The following is a 15,803-nucleotide window of genomic DNA, read 5'->3' as shown; positions in this document are numbered from 1 at the left end:
GGGTTCGAGTCCCTCCAGGGGCGCTGTCGGGGACACAGCAAAAACGGCCGACTCCCGCGAGTTTCCGCGGGAGTCGGCCGTTTCTCATTTCACTGAGCATCACGCAATATCGATGGATATCGGTGCCAGTTGTGGGCAAAATGTGGGCACTGGGTAGTCAGCTCGCGAGTTCGTTCCGCACTCGCATGGACGCGCTCGGCATGCGCTCGATGCGGCGCCGCTCCCGCGTCCCAGCCCTCGCGTCGGCCGCGCGCTTGTGCCATGCGGCAAGCTGTGGGAACGCTTCGACCGCATCCGGCGTCGAGAGGAGCGCGGTCAGCGCCCGGTAGTAGGTGGCTGACGTGAAGCCGAGGCCGAGCGCGCGGATGCCGGCATGCTTGCGAGCGGTATGTCTGAGGTGCGCCGCCTCGAACTCGAGGACTCGGCGCTCGGTGTCGGTGAGCATGTCGGCACCTTACGACTGGCCACCGACATTGCGGAGAGTGTTCGCTGTCGGTGGCCTGTGCGAGCATCCACGGCATGAATGATCCCGTCGAGAAGGTCACCGCCGACGTCGCCCTAGAGTCATTGGCCCTGCGGTGCGAGACCGTCGCCGAGCGGGTGGACTCGCGGCGGACGAAGCGCATCGTCTGCTGGCGCCCGGTTGCAACGAGGCCCGTCGACGGCATGTCCTGGCTCCTCTGGGGTGAGACTCCCCCACTGCGGGACCTCGACGGCGAACTCGTGCCGGCGCCCGTCACGATCGACGGCGACGTGTACGAGCCGATCCTCTTCGAACCGGTCTCCGTGTTCGATGCATGGCTGGACATGCTGCAGTGGGTGACCGCGGGCGACGTGCGCGCCGAAGTGCGGCGGGCGCTACAGGGCGGGACCATGACCGAGAAGGAATGGGCGATCTCGCACGGCCACTCGCAGATCCGCGGCACGGTCACGCTCGAGGGCGATGCGCTCGCAGCTGAGCGCCTCGCGTCGGAGCTCTCGATCGCGCTGCTCTACATGGCGCAACGGGCCACGCGGAAGAAGGCGTGGTGAGTTGTCCACAGCCCCGTCACAGAGTCTCACGCGCGGCTACGCTCCCGGCATGGACGACGACGACCTGATGGGCTGGCCGAAGCGCCAGCGCTGCCTCGTGCTGCTCGAGGTCGGCGAGCGTATGCGGTGCCCCGAGTGTGGCACGGTGTTCTTGGCATGAACGCACGAAACCGCCCCACCTCCCGAAGGAGATGGGGCGGTTCGGTGACGCACTCAGAACCTACGTCGTGGCGCTCGTGCCCTCGTCTTCGTGGTTGTCCGTCTCGTCGTCCTCTGCGGACGCCAGACTCGAGAACTCAGGCTTAGGCGCCGCGGCAGGCACGGCATCCGCGACCTCTAGAGTCGCCAGAATCACGCGAGCTTGGATGCGCGCGAAATCGTAGAGCGCTTCTAGAGCGTCCGAATCCTCAAGCGCTCGACTGAAGTCCTCCGTCTCGACCTTCCTGGCGTTCGGGTGGATCATGCGCGAACCGACGATGACGTCGCACCCACCGTTTGCCCCCCGAATGTGCAGGGTCGCAATCACAACGCGCTCGCTACCCGAAGGCTCCGCCTCGGGGGCGACCCCTACATACCAATCGACATGCGGCTCAGGAACAGAGCGAACCGCTCCGTTCAGTTCCAGAACTCGCGGATCAGCAAGTCGTATCGACGATGCGCGCACCTTCAGCTCCTTGTCATCGAGAGACGTGACCGAGTTGGCGAAGCAAGCTCTGCAGCATCCGCACGGGGTCGCTCCCAACGAAGGTAGGCCGGAGGATCAAACACACCAAGTGCCGTCGGCCAAAATGCGCTGAGCACAACCGCGGTCGATTGGCATCCTGGTTCCGCGCCCGCGCTTTCACTCTTGCCGCCAACAGCGAGGACCCGGTCCCACCCGTCGCTCTGCTGCTGACGCTTGGCTGCCAAGCCTCCGTTGAAGCGTTCAACGACCCGCACCGGCAACGGCGCTCCCAAGTCGAGGTCATCCGTAGTCAGAAGCCCCTGAGCAATCGCCCAGTCGAAGACATCGGCCCATGCCCAGAGCTTCGTGTCACCGGTTGTCGAAAAAGGCTTCGGGAACCCTCCACGCCGTGCACCGGACGCGTAGAGACGCGCCGTCTCCCGAGAGCAGCCCAGCATCTCAGCAACTCCCGAGACGGTGAGAAGTTCGAAGTCAACCCGGAAAAGAGGGAAGCCGAGCCGACGCATCTGCGCCTCGACTATGACGAGAGCTTCCGCGGGGCTCGGCGCGTCCACGGTGAAAGTAACAGTGATCTCGCCGTTCGTCTCGGCGGGGTAGGCGTCGAAGGACGTCGTTTCTAGGGCGGCGAGCTGGCCAGGCACGCGCACGTCGAAGTTCAGAACCTTCGAATCGAAGGTGAAAGTAGTCATTTGTGTTCTCCTTGAGGACAAACCTAGACCATGTTGGCATGTAGCAACATCAACGGCGCTTGAACGTATCCTGAGGGCGAAATCCGTGAGTGCAACGCCGAGCCAAGCGCCAGATGGCGGCGGGCTGATTACCTCCAGGGGTGCCGAAGACCGGCAGGTGACACCGCTCTCGACCGGATTCACCGCAGTTCGCGTGGCCCACAGTGTGGCTCTTCTTCGGGTCGAGCGGCACGTAGGTCCACCCCAGCTTTTCCAGACGCTTGAGCACATCCCTCGTGTCCTTGTCTGGTTCGCTGGTCCCCATGCCCGCCCGTTCTGCCGCCTGTGTTGCGCCAGACTACCGAACTCTTGGCATAACGAAACACGCCCCTCCCGCGTAGCGTCGCCCTGGGTGTCCAGGGTCGCTACAGCGAGAGGGGGCGCAGTCGTTGGTGCGGATGTCAGCGGCCGGCGGTGAAGTCGGCGTTGCCGATCGAGGTGCCGAGGGACAAGATCGTCGCGACGGCGGTAACAGAGGCGACGGCGAGCCAGTTGATGCCTTCCACGCCGACGGCGGGGATCAGCTCGGCGCCGGTCGACACGGTGAGCGTGGCGACGAACGCCTGGGCGGCGGTCTTGATCGCGCGTTCGCCGGTGCCGCGCCAAAACGGAACCGACCACAGCGCGGACGGCTTCTGCTCGGCGGCGAGCTTCGCGGTGCGCTCCTCGTGCTCGCCGTGCGTCTCGGGTTCAGAGATGAGGGACATGCGGTTTACTCCTTCTGGGTAGGGATCTGGCCGGTGTCGCCTCGGTAGGCGGGCCAGGGCGGGATGCTCTCGGCGGGGATGCACGGAGCTTCGATGGCGATGCGGCGCACGGCGGAGGCGTGCTCCTCGATCTGGCGGCGCTTGGCGGCTTCCTTGTCGCGCTCCTTCCACGCCTCGTCGACCTCGTCGCGCTTGCGGCGGGAGCGGCCGGTGAAGATGCCGAGGAGCTGCTTCCCGAAAGCGAGGACTCCGGCCAGACCGCCGCCGCCGAGGATCGCGGCCACCCATGCCGTGGGGTTGTCCATGCGTCACCGCTTCCGGGATAGGGGCTCGTAGGAGTACACGCGGATCAGGTGCCAGCGCAGCGCGAGCAGGCAGCTGGCGAGGCCGATGATGCCGACCTGCGTGAGCCGTGACGATCCGGGCGGGGCGAGGATGTGCAGGTTGAGGACCACGAACAGGTAGACGGCGATGCCCGTGGCCGCCCAGATGAGGGCGACGCGTTCCGCCCACCACCACGGCGTGAACACGGTGGCGAGGCCGAGCGCGCCACCCGCGATGAAGCACCACGCCCACACGGCGGCCAGCACGGGCCCGACCTCGCCCGCGATGGACTGCGGCGGGTTCGTGAGCGTCGCGAGGCCCGTGAGCGTCGCGATGGCGTACGCGACGGACATGATGGGCTTGATGTGCGGCGGCGCGGTGATCTCGCTCCACAGCCACCGCACTGCAGCTCGCATCAGCTTGCTGGCTTGTCTTCGACGATGACCGCGTCCTCGATCGGGAGCGCGGCCGCGGCGTCGACCCGCGCGATGCTCGCCTCGAGCTCGGCGATCGCGTCGACCGGCTCGAGCTGCTCAGGTGGCGCGAGACGGGCCGTGAGCACGCCGATGACCTCGGACGCCTGTGCGGTGCGCACGTCCATGCCGGCCTCGCGGAGCGCGTCGCTGATGGCCTGTCGGACGTTGGTCTGGACGAGCTTGCCGAGGTCCTCCGGAGTGAGGGTCTTGCCACCCTCGGAGCGCACCGTGTTCACGATGGCGTGGGCCATGTAGTAAGGCGCGCCTGGGAAGAGGATGCGGCCTGCGCGGACGTCGTTGATGAGCGGGATGACTTCCTTGCGGATGACGCCGACGATGGCCTCGGGCCACGCCCACGCTCCACCTCCTGCGAGGAGCGCGTCGAACATTGCCTTCTGCTGAGCGTCGGAGAGTGCCATGAGGAATCCTGCCTTCTGGTCGAGGTCGACCGTTGGTGTGTTGAGTGGCTCTGCGTGCCACGATTCGGTGGGAATGTTGCGGACGAGGCCCGCCTGGGCCATGAAGAACGCACGCGACACCATGTGCTCGGTGGACCAGTCGATAGCTCGGCCGGCACCGTGACGAGACGTGCCCGGCACGGCCGCTGACGGTGTCTCGCCGCGGTCCTCGCGGCCCTTCTGGTACCACTGGTTGGAGCCGCCCGTGCTGGTCTTCGACTCCTCGGTGATGTACCGGTCGGCGGGCACGCCCACGGGCCGGTAGCCCTCGGTCAGGTGCAGCGGGAGGCCCTGTTCCGCCATCCTGAGGACGACGTACGCGATCCGCTTCGCCATGTCAGCCTCGAGGAGCACCGAGGAGCCGTCAGTGCCGGAGACGCGGATCATGCGCGAGCCACCAGCGCTCGGTACATCTGCGCCTGCTGCAGCGGCGTGAGCGCGTCGAGGAAGCCGTTCCCGACCTCGTTCGACGCTCCCGCGAGACGCTCCCGCCATCTGGCGACCATGTTCGCGAGGTCCACGCCATACTGACGCGCACCGTTGTACGCGTGCCCCGCGGCGACGAGGTCGCCCGAGCCGCGCAGGTGGCCGGCGAAGATGGTCAGCCCGAACCGGATGTTGTCCTCGGCCACCCAGAGGCGCACGCCCTGGCGTTCCGCCTGCGGGAAGTACCCCGGCCAAGTGATCTGCGCCGGCCCCACGCCGTTGCTCGTCTCACCGCTCGCGATGCGACGCCGGAAGTCGCGGAAGTTGTCTTCGGTCACTCGGTTATCGGCCGGCTTTCCCAAGCCGATGCTCGAGAACACCCCACCCCGGTCGTGGCCGTAGATGTTCGCGCCGTTCGATTCCTTCTCGATAATCGCCGCCGCGATCGCGACCTCGAGACCCACCGCTACGGCAGCCCTCACGATCGCGTCAGCGTTCTGCACGCCGTGCGCGGCGATGATGTCGACCGCTCTGGCCATGTGATGCCTCCTGGGTTGCATGAGAAAAGCCCCGCCGAGAGGCGAGGCGTGAATACGGGAGCGCGGGCGGGCTCGTGCCGCGTATACGGTTAGCGCATGACAAGCCCAGTGCCCCCGCGCGGACAGTTCACCGTGATCATCCCCACGCTGCAGAAATCGGACCTGCTGAGAGAAGTGGTACTCCTCTGCTCGAACCACGCCCTCGTGCGCGAAGTGCTGGTCATCAACAACGCTCCCGAGCACGTAACTTTCCCTCACCAGAAGCCGAAAGTGATCAAGCCGGAGAAGAACATTTACGTCAACCCGGCCTGGAATCTCGGCGCGGAGCTGGCGACGTCGGAGTATCTGGTGCTGGTGAACGACGACGTCACGTTCGACCCGATCGTGTTCGACGAACTCGAGAAGATCCTTGGTCTGGGCATGTACGGCATCGTCGGGCCGGACCGGTCGGCGTTCTCGCTTACCGAGAGCACGAAGCCCGGGCATGGCTTGGCGAGGCCGTCAGCGACCATTTTCGGCTACGGCACGTTCATGGCGATGCGGCGCAAGGACTACGTGCCCATTCCGGAAGAGATGCGCATCTGGGGAGGCGACGACTGGCTCATCCTGAACCAGCGCCGCCCGCCCGCCGCTCTCACCGGTATCCGCTTCTCCACAGAGATGGGAACCTCGTCGTCGTCTCCTGAAGCGCAAGCACTCCGGGCTGAGGAGCAGGAGACCGCGGACCGGCTGCTCGCGCCGCTCCACAACTCTCGACCCTGGCATCGGATGTGGCGCCTCGCCGACAAGGGCCGAGAGATTCGCCATAGCATCCGGACTCGCCTAGGCCGCTGAGAAGAACACGCTCAGCGGGACTCGACTGAGCCCGAGCCAGTTCGTGCCGGGCCGCGCCGGGTCCATCTTCACGTTGTCGACGATCCACACGTGTACCCCGTCGTCGTCGAGGACGAACGCCGGCCTGTACGAGCCCATGATCGACTGACGCGTGATCGTCCACGTCTTTCCCTTGTCGAGCGACGACCCGACGGTGAGGTTGCCGCCGCTGTCACCCGTGGACCAGCCGCCGATCATGCGCCCGTCCGGGAGGACCGTCGCGTTGCCGTGCCAGAACTGCGGGTTGGTGAACGTCGACCCGTCGATGTTGAGGAGCACGCAGTCGGTGCCCGTTCGCCAGGGCCCTGCTGGGGAGGACGCGTCGCGCCAGACCAGGCCGCCACCGTTTGGCTGCCCGGTGCCGCCCCGCTTGATGTGCCAGACGCGCCAGTCGAACTCACCGAAGCGAGCCATGAACGGCGACAGCATCTCGAGGCGCGTCCCGGGGTATGGGATGAGGCCAGCGCCGGCGACCGTGATGGTCTGGAACGCGCTCCACGTCGTGCCGTCCGTGGAGTACGCGAACCGCATCGACTCGTTGGGGAACTGCACGGTGCGCCAGGTGATCTCGAAGCGGTTCGTGTCGGGGTTCCACGCAATGTCGTTGTCGGAGTTGTACTGAGGGTCACCGGGTGGTGGAATCACCGGGTTCGTGATGCCGACAGCGGTGTCGTGCCAGTCGTAGAGGTTGTTCGACACGACGATCGATGGGTTCTCTTTCGACCCGTCCTGGTACGGGAATGGCGTGTGCGTCATCCAGTAGCGGTAGCCGCGGTACGGAGCCCCGAAGAGCTTCGTCGTATCGAGCACGTCCGGATGCAGCGTCGACCCCGACCCGTCGTAGGTCCCGATGCGCACGAAGTGCTGCGTGTACGGCGGCACGTCCAACCACGTCGAGGGCCGCGCCACTTCCGACACCGCGGGAAGTGGCACGGGTGCCTCGATCATGTTCTGCGCGAGGAGCGCGAGGAGGCTCATGCCGCCCTCATCTCGACGCTGTCGAAGACCGCCCCGTTGCGGGCGACGATCTTCAGATACGGGTTGGACCCGACTGTGCCGATCCGCGCGGAACTCACGGTCCCCATGAGGTAGAGCGCATCGTTGACGTAGACCGACAGTCGGTCCCCGACTCGTTCCACCCGCAGCGCGTACGTCGCGGTGGTCGTGAACCCCGGGATGGTCGTGAACTGTGCGGTCCCGCCGTCCTTGTTGTACGTGATCGCCGACATGCCGTGCGGTGCGAGCGACACCTGTCCGATGCTCGTGAGCGTCACCCCGACGCCGGTCGACTCGGAAGTGTCGGTGCCGGGCGCCTGGACCAGGACGCGGATGGTGTCCCCCGCGCCGGTGGTGTACGTGAGCTTGAGCGACACGTCCCCGGTCACGCCGTGCCTGACATGCGCGGTCGACGGCGAGCCTGCTGTAAAGACGAGCTTGTTGCCCGCGATACCCACACCGCTCGCCGTCAGCGCGTTCCAGATCTTGCCTGAGTCGTCCGTGTAGACCGGCGGGTAGAGCGTGGGCCGCGTCGGGTCGTGGTAGATGCCGACCGCACCGGTATCCGCCTGTGTGAAGTTCGCTCTCACGGGCGTGGTTGTCCACTCGGGCACGTCCACGTCGAGGAAGACCATTGTCCACGACGTCTGCCCGAGCAGCGTTACGTTGGACCTGGCAGGCAGCGCCTCGACCGTGACGGTTCCGGTCGTGTTGTAGGTGCCGGCGGAGCGCTGAGTGCCGTTGATGCGGTAGTTGACGCCGCTCCGGTTCGGGATGGTGGTGGTGTCGTTGGCGGTGCCGGACCTGTCATTGAAGGTGGGCGCGGTCGGCGCGAACGTCTCCGGCGCGGCGGGGTTCGAAGCGGAGAACGCTCGCCACTGCGATTCGCCGACGAGCCAGCGCTGCCATGCGCCTGATGCGGTTCGACGGGCAACGAGCGCCACGTCAGCAGGGAAAGTCTCACCGAGGATGGTCGTGGAGCCGACTGTGTACATCTCGACGATGCGCGGGTCCGTGGCCGAGAGCTCGACCGTGCCCGACACCTCACGGAGCACGGACTCACCGAGCTTCGTGGTCTTGGTGACGACCTGGTCGAAAATCGTCTGCTGCGCGGGGGTGAGACCGCCCGCTGGGACCGCGAGTTCGAGGTCAAGCCTCCGCGCGGACGGCGGCCCGGACACAGTTGCCTTCGATGTTGCCGTTGGGGCGAGGAGTGTGACGGAGGCAATGTCTACTGTTCCCGCTGGGCCAACGTAGGTGCCCTTTGATACCCATGCCATGCCGACTCGTTCCTTCCAGATGTGCGTGAATGGGTCGCTCGTGTCGATCCAGAGGTTGCCTTCATCGGGTGTGAATGGGTAAGTGGGTCCGACCCAAAATCGGAACTCCCCGTTGATGTCGGAGAGGGACCCGCCGCCTGCGGGGACGCGGATCTCGACCTCGATCATGTGCTGGCCGACGAAGGTGCCGTCGGCTCGGTAGAACTTCACGAGGGGTGTGTAGAAGATCTCCGGCATTGTGCCGGTCGTTACCTCGAGCATCACGGACCACGAGGACCCGGAGAGGTTGGCCTTGATGGGTTCGTTCGTGAAGATGCGCCCGCCTCGGCGTCCTGCGCGGTTCGGCTTGAACCACAGCTCGGGGCGTTGCCCGGCGGGGATGGCGACGCCGCCGAGGTCGGTGAGGACGCCTGTTACTTCGACTGCCACGGGGGCTCCTGTCTATGCTCCTGGGTTGAACGGGCCTGTGCCGCCGCCGCTGAGGTAGTTCTCGATCTGGCTGATCTTGCTTTCGGTGCGCGACAGCCGGGACAGGATGGTCCCGATCACCGATCCGTAGTCGGGCATCCCGCCGACGGTGGACTGCAGCGAGCTGAGCGCACTGCCGATGCCGCTGAGGTCTGACTGCACGCCCGACATTTGCGACTGCAGGGTGCTGATCTGGCCGGAATGTCCGGTCGCGATCCCTGCGAGGTAGTTGATGCTGCCCGCTTGAGACGACAACTCAGTGCCGTGCGTGGACAGCGTCGACCCGTGCGCGGCGAGCGTCGCGGCGTGCAGGTTCTTCTGCTCGTTCAGGTAGTTGATGCTACCCAGCTGTGACGCAAGGTCGGTTGTGTGGGCGGCGAGGTTCGCCTTGTGGATCGCCGCGACGGCCGCCGCCGAGGTGACGGCGCCGTCGTACTGGTAGCCGAGGCCGACCGTCTCGCCAATCATCCCGACCGTGCCGACGAGGGCACCGTCCTTGAAGACCTTGATGCCGCCCTCTTCGATGATGGTGTTGCGCAGGTCGCGGTTCCAGAGGATCCAGACGAGCTTCGCGATCTTGTCGAACTCGTTCTGCGGGACGAAGCTCTGAGCGGGCATCAGGCTCCGATCCAACCGGCGGGCGCGAACGGAACCGCCTCGATCTGCGCGTCGTCCGACCCCGTCCGGTACTTCAGCGTGGTCACGTACCAGACCGAGCGGGGCGGGATGCCTCGCGAGCGTGCTGTACGCACCACGATGCGCGATCCGGGATCGACGGGTGGGTCGGTGCCGTCGCGGCGCAGCGTCAGTGTCATCGGCATGGATTGGATGGGGCGCTGCTTGGCGGTGAGCTCGGCGAGACCCCGCGCGAACGCGAGCGAACCGTCCGTGGCGTCGTCGCGGAGCTCCTCGTCGAGGTAGAAGCCGTCGTAGCCGGCGTTGTTGTCCGCGAGGTCGCTCTCAACGATCTGCTGCACGATCTTGCCCGCGCCGATGCCGTCAGCCTGGACCATCATCCCCGTCGCCTGGTCGCGGGCCTCTTCCTCGTAGTCGCCGACGGTCAGCGGGCACTCCGCGGCGTCGAGGTCGAAGTCGAACGTGCCCTGGTTCAGGTACGGGTTGCCGATGCGGCGCTCATGCATGAGGCCGCCGTCGGCGTGCCACTTCGGTTTGAGGTGCCAGTTGGGGCCGTCCGCGCGGGCCTCGAAGCGGGAGAGGGTGTGCGCGAGCTTCTGCATCTTCTCGCGCTCGATGACCTCGCTGATGCCGCCCGACTCCGTGATCCCCGCCGTGAGGCGCAGGTCCCAGCGCACACGGTTCCGGTTCGCGCCGAGGTCGATGAGCATGGAGATCACGTGCCGAGCCGACTTATTGACGATGGTGATCGTGGCCTGCTCGGTGCCGTACTCGCCGACGTAGTGCGGGAAGCGCTTCTTGAAGAGCTCGCTCGCCTCGTAGGCGCGGATCGTCCACGCCTCAGCGTCCTCGTTCCACCGGCGCCCGGTGATGAGGCCGGCGTACTCGATGTGCTCCTCAGTGCCTTGCACGATCCACCTCGACCAGGGCGTGGTGAGGTCTCGCCCCTGCCCGTAGGTCAGGTCCATGGCGTTCGCACCGATGGGGAGCGTGAACGTGCCGCCGCCGGGGTTCGCGAAGGACTCCTCAGCGGAGCCGCCCTCGAGGGGGAACACCTCCTGCATGCGCTGCCAGTTCATGCCAACGATCCAGTGGCGTTCGTGCCCCACGGCTACCCCCTCCGGTCAGTACGAGTCGGCGTAGGTGATGACGGCGCTCGCCGACCCCACACCGGGGTATTCGAGGCGCATCTTCGTCAGGCCGGGCGGGATCTGGAATGGCCCCGAGCTGCCGTAGGTGGCTTCCCACAACGGGTTGCCGCCGACGCGCACCTGCGCCTTCTTGAAGTCGAGGAGGTGCGGGCTGCTGAGCGACTTCTGCACCCGCCAGTAGCCGAGGTCAGGGTTCGTGTCCGTGAAGAGCCGCACCGCGTACCCGTTGGGCGTGGACGCCGCCGCGGTGACGTACATCTGAGGCCAGGCGGCCAGCGTCCCTCGGTTCTCGAGGTCCACCGTCCCGCCGACCGGGATGCTCACGCGCCGCTCCGTGCCGTACCTGACGGCGTCGGGCGCGACGAACGACATGAGCACGTCGCCGCGGGGCTTGTAGTGCAGCGGCGTCACGTCGACCTCGTCGAGCACAGCGTCGACCCAGCGGGATTCCTCGCCGGGCTTGTCGACGATGATCCGGCACGCTTCCCCGCCGGCGAGGAAGCCGAGGACGGTCTCCGCGAGACGGTCGAAGTCGTACTGGCTCGCTTCCTGCGCGATCGCTTCGAGCGTGATCTTCTGCCCGTCCCGGAGGCGACGCCCGACGCGGGTGCCGTGCTGGAACGGGCGCGGGGTGGAATCGTGACGCATGCGCCGGCGACTCCACCCCGTGATGCCGTTCGCCTTGAGGCCGAGGCCGTGCTTGCTGCCGCCGTAGCGGACGCCCGTGAAGCACGTCAGCTGCGCCTCATCGGAGGCTCGGACGACATGCACTGCGAATTCGCTCACGTCCAGCTACCTTCCCTCTCTCGGTCGCGCATCACGCGACGGATCTCGTCGACGAGGTCGAACATGTCGAACTTCTCCGCACCGTCGATCTGCCATGAGGAGTGCGACTGCCGCGCATCCGTGTACGCCGCGTTCGAGAACGACGGCAGCGAGTAGGACACGTTCGACTGCGACGCGACCTGCCCCCACCCGCCGTACGGGTCCCCGCCGTCGGCGAGGCCACGGAACGCGCCCTGACGGGCGAGCTCGCGCATCCGGTACATGGCAGGCTGTCCACCGACCAAGTCGACCTCGTTGGCCGTCCACACGTGCTCGCCGTGCGCGAGCATGAACGGCTTCGAGTCGACACCCTTCGGCCCGGGTGCGATGATCTCGCCACCCATCGCCTTACCCGTCATGCCGTTCGAGGAGCGAATCTCCTGCTGGGCTGACCCCGTTTCGTAGGTCCAGTCGTTATGAGAGTCGTCCTGTTGTCCGCGGTCGCGGGCAGGGAGACTGGTCAGATCATGACGAACAGCAGGAAGCGTCACACCCCGGAGCAGGTCGTCCGTAAGCTCGGGCAGGCCGACAGGATGCTCGCCGACGGTCAGGACGTCGCGGCGGTGTGCCGGGAGCTCGTGGTGTCCGAGCAGACGTACTACCGGTGGCGGAACCAGTACGGCGGCCTCAAGGCCGACGACGCAAAGCGCCTGAAGGAGCTGGAGAAGCAGAATGCGACCCTGAAGCGTCTGCTCGCGGAAGCGGAGCTGGAGAAGGCCGCGCTCAAGGAGCTGGCTGAGGGAAACTTCTAAGCCCGGACAGGCGCCGCGCCGCCGTCGATCACCTCAAGCGCAAGCTGCGGGTGAGCGAACGGATGGCGTGCCGTCTGGTCGGGCTGAGCCGCTCCGCGTATCGGCGACCGCTCAAGGGCGACACGGTCGCGGACCCGGATCGGGCGTTCAGGGAGTGGCTGCGCGCCTGGGCGAAGGACCATCCCCGCTACGGGTACCGGCGGGCGTATCACGACGCCCGCGCCGAGGGGTGGGTGGTGAACCACAAGAAGATCCAACGCCTGTGGCGTGACGAAGGGCTCCGGGTCCCGCAGCGGCGTCGACGCAAGCGCGTCGGGTCCTCGACCGTCGACGCGCCGACGGCGGACGCGCCGAACGTGGTGTGGGCGGTGGACTTTCAGTTCGACGCCGACGAGCACGGCCGACCGATCAAGATCTGCTCGATCGTCGACGAACACACCCGGGAGTGCATCGGCGGCCTCGTGGAGCGCTCGATTACCGCCGACCGACTCACCGCCCACCTCGAGGACCTCGTCGCCGCCCGGGGCGCCCCGGCGGTGCTCAGGTCGGACAACGGGCCGGAGTTCATCAGCGAGGCGATGGCCGACTGGGCCGGCACCCGCACCGGCCTGTCCTACATCCCTCCGGGCTCGCCGTGGCGCAACGGGTACGTCGAGTCGTTCAACAGCCGGATCCGCGACGAGTGCCTCAACATCAACAGCTTCTACTCGCTGCTGCACGCGCAGGTCATCATCGGCGACTGGAAGGACGAGTACAACCACCACCGCCGGCACTCCTCGCTCGGCTACCTACCCCCAGCCGAGTACGCTCGACAGTGCACCCATCAAATGGAAACCGACGACTCACAGAACGTCCGGACCGAATGAAGGGGGCGGCTCACTGCGTCCCGGAAGCCGAGTTCGTGTAGATGGTGATCGTGCGGCCGTTGTTCGCGTTGATGAACGTGTCGATCGTCGCCTGCGCGCCGACCGTGTCGGACGAGATGCGCGTCATGACGCTGCCCGGGATCTGCCCGAGAAGGTGCGTGTACCCGTCGACTCCTCGGCTCGCTTCCGCGGCCGTGTTGTAGATCTGCGTGGACACCTCGCTCGGAACGCCGACGAGCTGGTCGGCATAGGCCTTCGCCTGCTCCTCCGACAGCCCCATCTGCGTGCCGAGGTTGTAGACCTCGTCCCAGCCCTGCTGCAGCGCGGCCTGCATCTGCTCCGCACTGCCCGTGGTCTCCCACAGGTCCGCGGCGTAGTCGCGAGTCGACTGGCCCACGTCCATCAGGGACTGCATGGCGTTGCGGCCAGCCTCCGACTGCAGGTTCAGCTCGCCCGTCATGCCGTCGACGAGCGTCTCGCCTTCCTTCAGCTGCTCGTTGAGTTCTTCGAGGCCCGCCTTCGCCTGGTCGACGGACGCGTAGTAGTCCATCTCGGCGTTGAGCGAGTCATAGAGGATGCTGTTGTAGTTCGACAGCTCCTCGGCGAGCGCGGAGATAGCTCCGGCTGCGTCGTCGGCGTTGGTGGCCTGCCCTGCGAGCGCTTCCGAGTAGTCCGCGGCGGGCTGCTCTCCACCCTCGAGGGCGAAGTTGACGAGCGCCAGCTTCTCCTCATGCGTGTCGAGCGCCCCGTCGACGATACCGAGGCCAGCGGTCTGCTCGAGGAGCGCGTCGCGGTAGGCGGGCATCGTGTCGAGGAGCGTGACCATCTGGTCCTCGGACAGTTTCGCCTCGCGGCCCATGCGTTGGAACGTCTGCGCGGCGGCCTCTGGGTCGAGGTTCGCGAGCTCCGCGCCGAGGTCCTTGAGGACCATGGACGCGCCACGGATACCAGCCTCACCCCAGTCGGTGTTGCCCTGCTTCGCGGAGATCTCGTCGAGCGTGCCCGAGAGGTCCTGCAGCTGCTCGACGCCCTTCTCCATGTCCCAGTCGGCGCCGACGGCCCACTCGACGAAGTCGCCGAAGGCACCCTTGGAGCGCTTGGCGGCAGCCGCGAACAGGTCCGCATTGCTCGTCGAGTTCTTGAGCGCGGACGTCATCTCCTCGGCGTCGAGGTTCGCTTCTGCGAGCTCGGAGCCGATCGTGGCGACCGCGAGGCCGACGGCGAGGAGTCCGGTCACGACAGGGCTCGTGGCGAGGCTGAGGAGGGCCGTCTTGGTCGAGGCTGCTGTGATGCCGAGCGTGGTGAGCGCGGCGCTCGTCGCGGCGACCTGCGGGATGATGACGAGACCAGCGCCGCCGATGAGGAGCACCCCACCCGCGACGGCTGCCGCGGTGAGGATGAACCCCTGCATCGCCGGGTCAGCGTCGCCGACCGTGTTGACGACCTCGGTGAGCACCTGGACGACCTCGCGGAGAGGTCCCTGAGCGCCGGCCCCGATGCGGATCATCGCGGTTTCCCACGCGCCGCCGAGCTCCTCGACGTCGCCGCCGAGGTTGTCGAGGCGAGCGGCCGCGACCTCGGCCGCGTAGCCGGAGTCGTCGACCTTCGTGATCCAGTCGGAGATGCCTTCCTCGCCCTCGGCGTAGAGGACGTTCGCGGCGCGGATCGCGTCCTGGCCGAAGATGATCGCCATGGCGGCGTCACGAGCGGCAGGGGTGAGGCCCTGCATCTTCTCCTGCAGCTGACCGGCGAGGCCGGCCATGCCGATGAACTCGCCGTTGGCGTCGCGCGTCTCGATGCCGAGCTCTGCGAGCTTGTCGGCCGCTTCACCCGTCGGGTTCGTGAGGCGCATCAGCATCGTGCGGAAGCTCGTGCCAGCGTCGGAGCCGAGGAGACCGGCACCAGCGAAGGCGGTCAGCGAGCCGACCGTCTCCTCGACGGAGAGGCCCATCTGGGAGGCGACGAGGCCGGACTGGTTGAGGGCCTGGCCGAGGTCGCCCACGGAGCCCTGCGCCTTGCCAGCACCGGCTGCGAGCAGGTCAGCGACGTGCGTCGCCTGGTCACCGGCGAGCTTGAACTGCGAGAGCGTCGTCGCGGCCTGCTCGGCGGCGTCTGCCACGGACAGTTCGCCGGCTGCGGCGAGGTCGAGCGAGCCGGAGAGCGCTCCGCCGAGGATGTCGGCGGTCGAGACGCCGGCCTTGCCGAGCTCCTCGATACCGCCGGCCGCTTCGGTCGCGGTGAACGAGGTCGCCTGGCCTGCTTCGAGGGCGGCGTCGCGGAGGACGCCCATCTGCTCGACGGGCGCCATCGTCGCGGACTGCACCGACGACATGGCCGACTCGAAGTTGGAGGCCGCGATGACGGACCCTGCGACGAACGCTGTGAAGATCGCGCCCGTGCCCATCATGACGCCGCCGAGCTGCGTCATGGCCTGCTCTTGCATCTGCACGCGCTGGGCCAGGTTCTCCTGGCCCTCGGCGAGTTCTCGAGTCGCCTGGTGTGCTGACCTGGCTCCGGCGAGGTAGCCCGCCGCGTTCATCCCGAGGGTGACGAGGACGCTCTTGCCCATGAGACCCCCTCG

The 15,803-nt window shown here is 66.9% G+C and carries 18 protein-coding genes; 3 read left to right on the top strand and 15 right to left on the bottom strand.

The features are described from left to right. Positions 1 to 157: 157 nt before the first annotated feature. Positions 158 to 445, bottom strand: coding sequence for a DUF3263 domain-containing protein (locus tag ABVF28_RS16080; protein ID WP_371031290.1), 288 nt, complete (start codon positions 443 to 445; stop codon positions 158 to 160). A gap of 74 nt (positions 446 to 519) precedes the next feature. Between ABVF28_RS16080 and ABVF28_RS16075 the strand changes: the two genes are divergently transcribed. Next, positions 520 to 1,032, top strand: coding sequence for a hypothetical protein (locus tag ABVF28_RS16075; RefSeq protein ID WP_371031289.1), 513 nt, complete (start codon positions 520 to 522; stop codon positions 1,030 to 1,032). Positions 1,033 to 1,252: 220 nt separating this feature from the next. Here the strand turns inward: ABVF28_RS16075 and ABVF28_RS16070 are convergent, their stop codons facing one another. From ABVF28_RS16070 to ABVF28_RS16040, 7 genes are all read right to left on the bottom strand, one after another. Then, on the bottom strand, positions 1,253 to 1,696 hold the full coding sequence (locus ABVF28_RS16070; protein WP_371031288.1) for a hypothetical protein: 444 nt from the start codon (positions 1,694 to 1,696) through the stop codon (positions 1,253 to 1,255). A 2-nt stretch (positions 1,697 to 1,698) separates the two neighbouring features. After that, positions 1,699 to 2,406 carry a helix-turn-helix transcriptional regulator gene (locus tag ABVF28_RS16065; protein WP_371031287.1) on the bottom strand — a complete coding sequence of 236 codons (708 nt, stop codon included), beginning with the start codon at positions 2,404 to 2,406 and terminating at the stop codon, positions 1,699 to 1,701. 440 nt (positions 2,407 to 2,846) lie between these two features. Then, positions 2,847 to 3,152 carry a holin gene (locus ABVF28_RS16060; RefSeq protein WP_371031286.1) on the bottom strand — a complete coding sequence of 102 codons (306 nt, stop codon included), beginning with the start codon at positions 3,150 to 3,152 and terminating at the stop codon, positions 2,847 to 2,849. A 5-nt stretch (positions 3,153 to 3,157) separates the two neighbouring features. After that, on the bottom strand, positions 3,158 to 3,457 hold the full coding sequence (locus ABVF28_RS16055; RefSeq protein WP_371031285.1) for a hypothetical protein: 300 nt from the start codon (positions 3,455 to 3,457) through the stop codon (positions 3,158 to 3,160). Positions 3,458 to 3,460: 3 nt separating this feature from the next. Then, the gene (locus ABVF28_RS16050; RefSeq protein ID WP_371031284.1) at positions 3,461 to 3,892 is read right to left on the bottom strand and encodes a hypothetical protein; all 432 of its coding nucleotides are present in this window, start codon (positions 3,890 to 3,892) and stop codon (positions 3,461 to 3,463) included. Continuing rightward, positions 3,892 to 4,797 carry a hypothetical protein gene (locus ABVF28_RS16045; RefSeq protein WP_371031283.1) on the bottom strand — a complete coding sequence of 302 codons (906 nt, stop codon included), beginning with the start codon at positions 4,795 to 4,797 and terminating at the stop codon, positions 3,892 to 3,894. The genes ABVF28_RS16050 and ABVF28_RS16045 overlap by 1 nt, the downstream gene beginning before the upstream one ends. After that, positions 4,794 to 5,375, bottom strand: a complete 582-nt coding sequence (locus ABVF28_RS16040; RefSeq protein WP_371031282.1) for a hypothetical protein — start codon at positions 5,373 to 5,375, stop codon at positions 4,794 to 4,796. Before ABVF28_RS16040 ends, ABVF28_RS16045 begins: the two co-directional genes overlap by 4 nt. Before the next feature lie 96 nt (positions 5,376 to 5,471). Between ABVF28_RS16040 and ABVF28_RS16035 the strand changes: the two genes are divergently transcribed. After that, positions 5,472 to 6,209 carry a glycosyltransferase gene (locus tag ABVF28_RS16035; protein WP_371031281.1) on the top strand — a complete coding sequence of 246 codons (738 nt, stop codon included), beginning with the start codon at positions 5,472 to 5,474 and terminating at the stop codon, positions 6,207 to 6,209. Here ABVF28_RS16035 and ABVF28_RS16030 read toward each other — a convergent pair. The 6 genes from ABVF28_RS16030 to ABVF28_RS16005 are packed head-to-tail and all read right to left on the bottom strand — an operon-like array spanning position 6,198 to position 11,963. After that, a complete protein-coding gene (locus ABVF28_RS16030) occupies positions 6,198 to 7,226 on the bottom strand; it encodes a hypothetical protein (RefSeq protein ID WP_371031280.1) in 1,029 nt (342 codons plus the stop codon). The genes ABVF28_RS16035 and ABVF28_RS16030 overlap by 12 nt on opposite strands. Next, a complete protein-coding gene (locus tag ABVF28_RS16025) occupies positions 7,223 to 8,953 on the bottom strand; it encodes a hypothetical protein (protein ID WP_371031279.1) in 1,731 nt (576 codons plus the stop codon). Before ABVF28_RS16025 ends, ABVF28_RS16030 begins: the two co-directional genes overlap by 4 nt. A 12-nt stretch (positions 8,954 to 8,965) precedes the next feature. After that, positions 8,966 to 9,610, bottom strand: a complete 645-nt coding sequence (locus ABVF28_RS16020) for a hypothetical protein (protein ID WP_371031278.1) — start codon at positions 9,608 to 9,610, stop codon at positions 8,966 to 8,968. Then, positions 9,610 to 10,707, bottom strand: coding sequence for a hypothetical protein (locus tag ABVF28_RS16015; RefSeq protein WP_371031277.1), 1,098 nt, complete (start codon positions 10,705 to 10,707; stop codon positions 9,610 to 9,612). The genes ABVF28_RS16020 and ABVF28_RS16015 overlap by 1 nt, the downstream gene beginning before the upstream one ends. Positions 10,708 to 10,752: 45 nt before the next feature. Continuing rightward, complete coding sequence (locus ABVF28_RS16010) at positions 10,753 to 11,565, bottom strand: hypothetical protein (protein ID WP_371031276.1); 813 nt, start codon at positions 11,563 to 11,565, stop codon at positions 10,753 to 10,755. Beyond that, positions 11,562 to 11,963 carry a hypothetical protein gene (locus tag ABVF28_RS16005; RefSeq protein ID WP_371031275.1) on the bottom strand — a complete coding sequence of 134 codons (402 nt, stop codon included), beginning with the start codon at positions 11,961 to 11,963 and terminating at the stop codon, positions 11,562 to 11,564. Before ABVF28_RS16005 ends, ABVF28_RS16010 begins: the two co-directional genes overlap by 4 nt. A 108-nt stretch (positions 11,964 to 12,071) precedes the next feature. Here ABVF28_RS16005 and ABVF28_RS16000 point away from each other — a divergent pair. Beyond that, positions 12,072 to 13,222 (top strand): IS3 family transposase gene (locus ABVF28_RS16000; RefSeq protein ID WP_087132324.1). Its coding sequence is split into 2 segments (ribosomal slippage): positions 12,072 to 12,342 and positions 12,342 to 13,222, totalling 1,152 coding nucleotides; the frame shifts between segments, so codons are not numbered across the junction. A gap of 10 nt (positions 13,223 to 13,232) precedes the next feature. Here the strand turns inward: ABVF28_RS16000 and ABVF28_RS15995 are convergent. Beyond that, a complete protein-coding gene (locus ABVF28_RS15995; protein WP_371031274.1) occupies positions 13,233 to 15,791 on the bottom strand; it encodes a phage tail tape measure protein in 2,559 nt (852 codons plus the stop codon). Positions 15,792 to 15,803: the final 12 nt, after the last annotated feature.

Source organism: Pseudoclavibacter sp. JSM 162008 (assembly GCF_041366455.1).
Lineage (GTDB): Bacteria > Actinomycetota > Actinomycetes > Actinomycetales > Microbacteriaceae > Pseudoclavibacter.
Note: the sequence above shows the minus strand (reverse complement) of the source record. Positions and strands in the feature narration are given on the sequence as shown.

Bases quoted from the DNA above. Each gene is read 5' to 3' on its own strand.
- ABVF28_RS16020 (WP_371031278.1), bottom strand. From the start codon at position 9,610: ATGCCCGCTCAGAGCTTCGTCCCGCAGAACGAGTTCGACAAGATCGCG.
- ABVF28_RS15995 (WP_371031274.1), bottom strand. From the start codon at position 15,791: ATGGGCAAGAGCGTCCTCGTCACCCTCGGGATGAACGCGGCGGGCTAC.
- ABVF28_RS16055 (WP_371031285.1), bottom strand. From the start codon at position 3,457: ATGGACAACCCCACGGCATGGGTGGCCGCGATCCTCGGCGGCGGCGGT.
- ABVF28_RS16035 (WP_371031281.1), top strand. From the start codon at position 5,472: ATGACAAGCCCAGTGCCCCCGCGCGGACAGTTCACCGTGATCATCCCC.
- ABVF28_RS16080 (WP_371031290.1), bottom strand. From the start codon at position 445: ATGCTCACCGACACCGAGCGCCGAGTCCTCGAGTTCGAGGCGGCGCAC.
- ABVF28_RS16040 (WP_371031282.1), bottom strand. From the start codon at position 5,375: ATGGCCAGAGCGGTCGACATCATCGCCGCGCACGGCGTGCAGAACGCT.
- ABVF28_RS16015 (WP_371031277.1), bottom strand. From the start codon at position 10,707: ATGAACTGGCAGCGCATGCAGGAGGTGTTCCCCCTCGAGGGCGGCTCC.
- ABVF28_RS16060 (WP_371031286.1), bottom strand. From the start codon at position 3,152: ATGTCCCTCATCTCTGAACCCGAGACGCACGGCGAGCACGAGGAGCGC.
- ABVF28_RS16065 (WP_371031287.1), bottom strand. From the start codon at position 2,406: ATGACTACTTTCACCTTCGATTCGAAGGTTCTGAACTTCGACGTGCGC.
- ABVF28_RS16050 (WP_371031284.1), bottom strand. From the start codon at position 3,892: ATGCGAGCTGCAGTGCGGTGGCTGTGGAGCGAGATCACCGCGCCGCCG.
- ABVF28_RS16075 (WP_371031289.1), top strand. From the start codon at position 520: ATGAATGATCCCGTCGAGAAGGTCACCGCCGACGTCGCCCTAGAGTCA.
- ABVF28_RS16045 (WP_371031283.1), bottom strand. From the start codon at position 4,797: ATGATCCGCGTCTCCGGCACTGACGGCTCCTCGGTGCTCCTCGAGGCT.
- ABVF28_RS16005 (WP_371031275.1), bottom strand. From the start codon at position 11,963: ATGACGGGTAAGGCGATGGGTGGCGAGATCATCGCACCCGGGCCGAAG.
- ABVF28_RS16030 (WP_371031280.1), bottom strand. From the start codon at position 7,226: ATGAGCCTCCTCGCGCTCCTCGCGCAGAACATGATCGAGGCACCCGTG.